The sequence below is a fragment of the Kingella denitrificans ATCC 33394 genome (genome assembly GCF_000190695.1).
Classification (GTDB): domain Bacteria; phylum Pseudomonadota; class Gammaproteobacteria; order Burkholderiales; family Neisseriaceae; genus Kingella_A; species Kingella_A denitrificans.
On sequence record NZ_GL870929.1, the window covers coordinates 1599924 to 1605942 of the forward strand.

The following is a 6019-nucleotide window of genomic DNA, read 5'->3' on the forward strand; positions in this document are numbered from 1 at the left end:
GACAATCACTAGCTAATTATCCAGATATACAAGAGGCATTTAGTAAACAAAAACAGAAACTTAAAGAAAAAGCAAAAGCTAATCCAGAACCGAATGTAACAATGGATTATCTGCAAAAGCAAGTTAAGAATTTAAAAGCTCAAGTACAACGTTTGGAAGAAATTAATGAGCGATATAAACAGCAATTTATTGTATGGCAATATAATGCATATATGCATGGTATGACCCAAGTTACTTTAAATAAGCCTCTTATTGCTGTTAACCGTCAACGTAGGTAATTTATAGGATGTAAGGTAAATTATTTTTACTATAGTAGTCTCTACAAAAGATCGTCTGAAAATCAATTTTCAGACAATCTCTTCACACCTATTAAACTTCTTGATGGGTAGATATGCATGGAATGACGGAAGATAAGCTAAATAAGCCACTTATTGCAGTTAATAGACAACATCGGTAAACCGGATTGATTAAACATTTCATATATCATTTCCGCATCGCCCAAGATGAAATTTACAAAGTTTGATTATTGAGGCGTTTACCACCTAAAAACTGCTGATTACAGGTCAGGCATTTATACTACTGTTTCCCTGATTTCTAACCATTCTCTCTAATGTATTTTTTACCACAAAAAGCAGTTTTTTGATTCATCACTTTCAATCCACGCAAATGCATATAGTATATAGTTTTAAGGGATATTCCAGCCTAAATTTTGTCCATATACATCTATAAAAAACATAATCTTGTGAGTTTTTGTTAATCCATTATGCTTATTTAATTTGGGGCTGACGTAGATTAGCCCTAAATTCCACACCAATCCCGCAAGATTTTTAGCTGCCGGGACGGTGTGCCGAAGTTAAACCGAAATTCGCATTCTTTCAAGAACAGCGGGAAAGATTTGCGGTCGATTCCGTTGTATTTGCGCAAGACGCGTTTCGCCTGATTCCAAAAGTTTTCAATGCCGTTAATGTGGTTCTGGCGGTCTGCAAATTCCTTGGAATGGTTTATGCGGTGATAGATGAAACCGCTCATGTCCAACTTGTCGTAGCTGCTCAGACTATCGGTATAAACAATACTGTCCGGCATAATTTTCTGTTTGATAACAGGCATCAGAGTATCGGACTTAGCATTATCTACGACAACGGTATAGACCCGTCCGTTGCGTTTCAGGATGCCAAAGACAACTACTTTTCCTGCTGCACCGCGACCACGTCTGCCTTTACGCCGTCCGCCGAAATAGCTTTCGTCCAGCTCAACAGAGCCCTCAAAAACCTCATCGGCAATCAAGGCCAGATAATGGCTGATAACCATACGAATTTTGCGGTAAAACAGAATAGCGGAGTTGGACTGAATGCCCAAAATATCGGCAGCGGAACGGGCGGTAACTTGGAGTACAAAAAATTCAAGTAGTTTCTTTTGAACTCTCTTGCTTAATTTACAATTGGTTATCTGCATTTTCGTAGCCTAGCATAACCGCTAATCTACGTCAGCCCCTTTAATTTTGTTTGAGATCTTTAAATTGTAACTCCCTCCTAAAATCGCCCCGTACTACAAAACGCAATCATTCCACACAAAACGCCTCAAAATAGCCAATTTTAGAGGGGAGTTACAAAAGCGTTTTAAAGATAGGGTGTATTTAGCCGAGACCTTTGCAATAACATAGGTTACTAAAATTTTATGCTCAATCTCATTTTCAAAATGCAAAACCTTTCTGATTTTTCCTACTTTTTGCTCAATATTAGGAAGGTTTTAGTCAATTGAAGATTTTTTGGCGCATTTTTATGCGTCAAATTTCGTTAATAGACTATTTTTGCAAAGGTCTCAGCCATAAAAAATCTGCTCCTTAATTAGTTGGATTAGAGTCCAACTTTTGGGGAGCTGATCATTTAAACTACATTTTTCCGAAACAGAGAACGGACATAGATTCGATTCCCGATTGCATACTCGAGGGCGTTAAACAAACCTCAGTCTTCATCACTAACTCCTGTGATAACAATGGTGTTTGCTCCGGAGTCTCCCGTTAGGTACATCCGTAATGCGTATAGCAAGTCAGGTGTCTTGCGGAATATTTCTGGTTTATCAATTTGTAGGCTGATTCTGGATTTTAATTCAATATTGTTAGAGATCACTATCTTCGAAATTTTCTCTATCAAGGTTATGTACTTTTTAGTCAAATTATTACTCACGGCAAAAATTATTTTGCAGTTTTCATCATCCATTCCTCGGGTTCTCAGCAATGCAAGAAGAAGCTCCAAATGCTTACAGAGAGCCGCTATCTGATATCCTTTTCCATCCTTCTCAACCTTCTGAGAGTCGAACTTAAGGCAGCCATATAAGTTTTTGGATAAAGCCCCGAGCTCCTCTTTAGTCAATTTGTTGATCAGTGTTTTGGAACGCCAAAGAGCTATCGACAAAACCTCCATAGTAATGGATCTGGTCAGGACCTCATTATCAATGGGGTCGATGACATTCTCCAATAGCTCTTGTTGGTATGGCAGTTCGGCATTACCGATGGCGAAAGCAATATTCTTGTGGTACCTCTGCAAAAGCTTTTTATCCTTCACAGCACCAAGGAGCCGTGAATGAACAATCCCGGGGGCATCTTTATGTAGACAGCATAGAAAAAAGAAAAGCTCCTCTTTAAGGGTGTCCGGCATATTTTCTGACTCAATTATTGATATGATTTTTTGAGTACCTTCAAATATCGCGTTTCTAAAATGGTCAGGCACATCTGACTCTGAAAGAGAGTGGCCATGATTCCAGATGGTTAATGCTGGAAATCGGAGGCTGAAGATTCCTTTCTCAGCATACTCCATGGTTCTGGAAAGCTTCCGATTGGCGGTGTCTTTTGCCTTCTCTTGGAGCTGTGCAGGAAAGCGCTCTAAAAATGATATATTCGATCCGGAAGGACCTTTTTCATTAGTAAAAACATCCAGATAAACCGGGCATCCTTCATATAGGAAATTTTCATCAACAGCCTCAATAAATTGAGAACTGTGGCAAAACACACTCTCTCCATCAACATTGACTCGGCAATAGTATTTCCCGGTACGATCAGTGGTTCCCCATTCCAAATAGCCGACTTTTCTTTTATTCAGGATAGATTTAAATTCCTGTTCATAATCGAACGAGATCAGATCATTCAAGCCTGCAATTTTGGAGCAACACCAGTCCAGAAGGTCAGAGAAGCTTTTGCCGTCTTCTTTCGGGAATTGCTGAAAATCAGACCAGCTTTTACGGGCTGGAAAATCTGGAACCGGCAAATTCTCAAGATCGGCTGCCTCACACTCTGATGCTGAGCGCCATTCAACCCGAATAGATTTAAAACCTGTTTCCGCTGAATCCAACGGAATGAATTTTAATTCGTATGGATCATCCGCCCCATAGGTGTAGGTCATCTTCAGCTTGCAGGCCGTGGCCTTCTTCAAAGGGAATGCTGGTGATTTCAGGTACGCAACAAACTGAAGCTCTTTATTGCCTTCTCCCTGCTGCAAAGGAAAACTGTAATGCGTTTGTCCGGCTGGAAGAGTAAATGACTCTTCTACTGGTATATTCACAGTTCTGCCACGTTGCGGTGTTACTGTCGCATCTTTTACCAAATAGAAATTTTCAAAGTGTCCATCACGAACAATTTTGATCGACAGCTCTGGCAGATGATCTCGCCAAAGGGCAATGTCACCAACTTCCTCCTGCCATCTATTTAAAGTCTGGCAGCCTTTAATTGGTGACCATGCAGACCCTAGCCACTTGTAATCCATTCGCACATCAGATTTTCTGATTGTATCCTCAAGAGGTAGAATAAAGACTCCGACTTCTCGACAATCTTTATTTCTAGAGTTCAGGCAGTCACTGATAGCGTAGTTTGATAATATGTTGAGATCTAAATCATCTAAATCCTGAATCAGAGCCTCCCGAATAGAATCCGGTAAGTGATACCGGTGATCGTCTTTCACAAAGGACACTTTTCCGGAATCACTGGCTAAACCATCAAAACCGAACAAATGAAGAAGTTCTTCGGATGTCTGGCAGCCATTACGGTCAAGATTGCGGACCATGGCTGTATGAATACTGCTATTTGGCACAATAACCGTAGGGTGTCGTTCCCAACTCACACCTTGTGTTTCAGGCAATATTTCAGCCAGCTTTTGTTGATATATTGCCTGAACAGGGGTTATTGAAATGCCGCCGGCAAATGAATCAACCACCAGCACAAAATCATTCTCTCGGACTCTGTCCTGTACAAATTTCTTCGATGATTGCCATGCAAAGATAGCTGCTATGCTTTTGGGAAGCGGGGTCGACTCATCAAAATAAAAATTGACACTTTTTCTTATTCCTTCTAGATCAAAGTCATTACCCCAATCAGGAACAAGATAGGTGAGTTTGTCTGTCTGAATATAGTCACTCAACTTTTTAGTAAAAAACATCGATGCACTGCTTTTGGTGGCATCGGGCAGTGTTGATCTATGTGAAAAGAGGCTCCTCATGCTTACCGTTTCAACTTTTCCACTTAAAGTGATAGCTTTTGCTTCTCCGCAATCGACAACATGCTTGTTTCCATCTTGTAACGTCCAAATTTGCTGAAGTAACCTGAACGGCAGATGCGCCTGGGAGTCTGTATTGTTCGTGAACCTTGGACGGATAGAACACAGGTCAACAACAGTGCTATCCATCTGTATTGGACCACTTTGATTAGTAGCCGTAGCAGAGTGTTCAAACGGGGCATCCGTGACGAATGACAGTATCGCCTTTGGTATCTCTTTAAGAGTTTCTGACTCTATTTTTAATTTCTTTTTCCCGCTTGGAGCTTGCTCAATAACAAGATTACCGGAAACGATCTGTAATAAATACTCATCCTTACCGACTTGTATTTTCCATTTATCACCCGTCAAATTGAAATTGACAGGGATGATTCCTGCTGGAAGAGTTATGTCGTCAGCACATTCACCCTGTCGGTTGCTACCGATAACAAAAGAAACTTCATCTCCAGTAGATAATGAATCAAGCTTGAGCTTGCTTGACAGATTGTTTTGATGAAAAAATAAATCAACACCACTTTCTTGAGTTACAAAGCCAAACTTCTTTTCATAATTTATAGTTTTGATCTTCCCTTTGATCTTTGAGTCAACTGCAGGAAATAAATATCCCCGGACTGGCAATTCTGGGGAGATAGAAAAATTATCATAATCGAGACCGACCGGTTGCTGAACGATTCGAAAACGATCGCTATGGTTAAGCAAGCAGAGAGTATTCCAATAAATAGCACGGAGAATATCGCTATCGAGTCTTTTACTATCTCCTGCGATCTGCTCATCGATAGCTTGGAGCCAGAGCCAACCATCCCAGACTTTTCGATAACACTTATCCTGAAGAAGCGCGTTATTAGGCGGAAGGTTACCCCACACACCGATTTCAGCAGTATCTTCCGTTCTGAACCAGCGCTGGATGGCAACAAGCAACTCCTCACAAGTATCTTCTGCCACTGATGAAAAAACATTCTGTCTTTCAATTAGAATTTGTTCCAGACGGAACAGGAAAGCTCTCAAAAGTCGGTTTTCTGCCGTATCGACACTGGATCTCCGCCTGACAGCCTTCATATAAGGTTTACCGGAAAGCTTCTCGCGGAGTGTTCTTCCCGGCTGACGGCTGAGCCATTGAACACTGTTGCTGTCAATCTCTCTTGTCGCATGTATTGGCAGCATGGCATACTCTCGTAATATCTTATCCCGAGTATGCTCCATGATTGCCAGAACAGCTTCCTTCGTGTGCGACACAATTCGATAGATACGGTCTTTTATCTCACCCTCAGGTGACGCATCCTGCAACGATTTCGCCACAGCATCCAAAAAATCGACAATGCTGGTATGTAGGGCATGCCCGGAAACAGGGTCGAAGCTCGATACTTCCGTCAGCCAGTTGCGCAGCATCAATATTGAATCCGCCTTGACCTTTATCTCACCCTGAGAGTTTAATGCCTTATAAAAAGACTCGATAGAATCAATATCTAATGAGTCACTCATTC

3 protein-coding genes are annotated in these 6019 nt (G+C 41.2%); 1 reads left to right on the forward strand and 2 read right to left on the reverse strand.

Going from position 1 to position 6019, the window contains the following annotated elements; genetic code table 11:
- Positions 1-278, forward strand: a 278-nt coding sequence (locus tag HMPREF9098_RS08065; RefSeq protein WP_003783751.1) for a hypothetical protein, incomplete at its 5' end; no start/stop codon positions are given.
- A gap of 520 nt (positions 279-798) precedes the next feature.
- Here HMPREF9098_RS08065 and HMPREF9098_RS08070 read toward each other — a convergent pair.
- Positions 799-1452 (reverse strand): IS1595 family transposase, encoded by a 654-nt coding sequence (locus tag HMPREF9098_RS08070; protein WP_003783752.1) that lies wholly within the window; start codon positions 1450-1452, stop codon positions 799-801.
- 509 nt (positions 1453-1961) lie between these two features.
- On the reverse strand, positions 1962-6017 hold the full coding sequence (locus tag HMPREF9098_RS08075; RefSeq protein WP_003783755.1) for a DUF2357 domain-containing protein: 4056 nt from the start codon (positions 6015-6017) through the stop codon (positions 1962-1964).
- Positions 6018-6019: the final 2 nt, after the last annotated feature.

Excerpts from the sequence above, each read along its gene's own strand:
- HMPREF9098_RS08075 (WP_003783755.1), bottom strand. The coding sequence starts at position 6,017 with ATGAGTGACTCATTAGATATTGATTCTATCGAGTCTTTTTATAAGGCA.
- HMPREF9098_RS08070 (WP_003783752.1), bottom strand. The coding sequence starts at position 1,452 with ATGCAGATAACCAATTGTAAATTAAGCAAGAGAGTTCAAAAGAAACTA.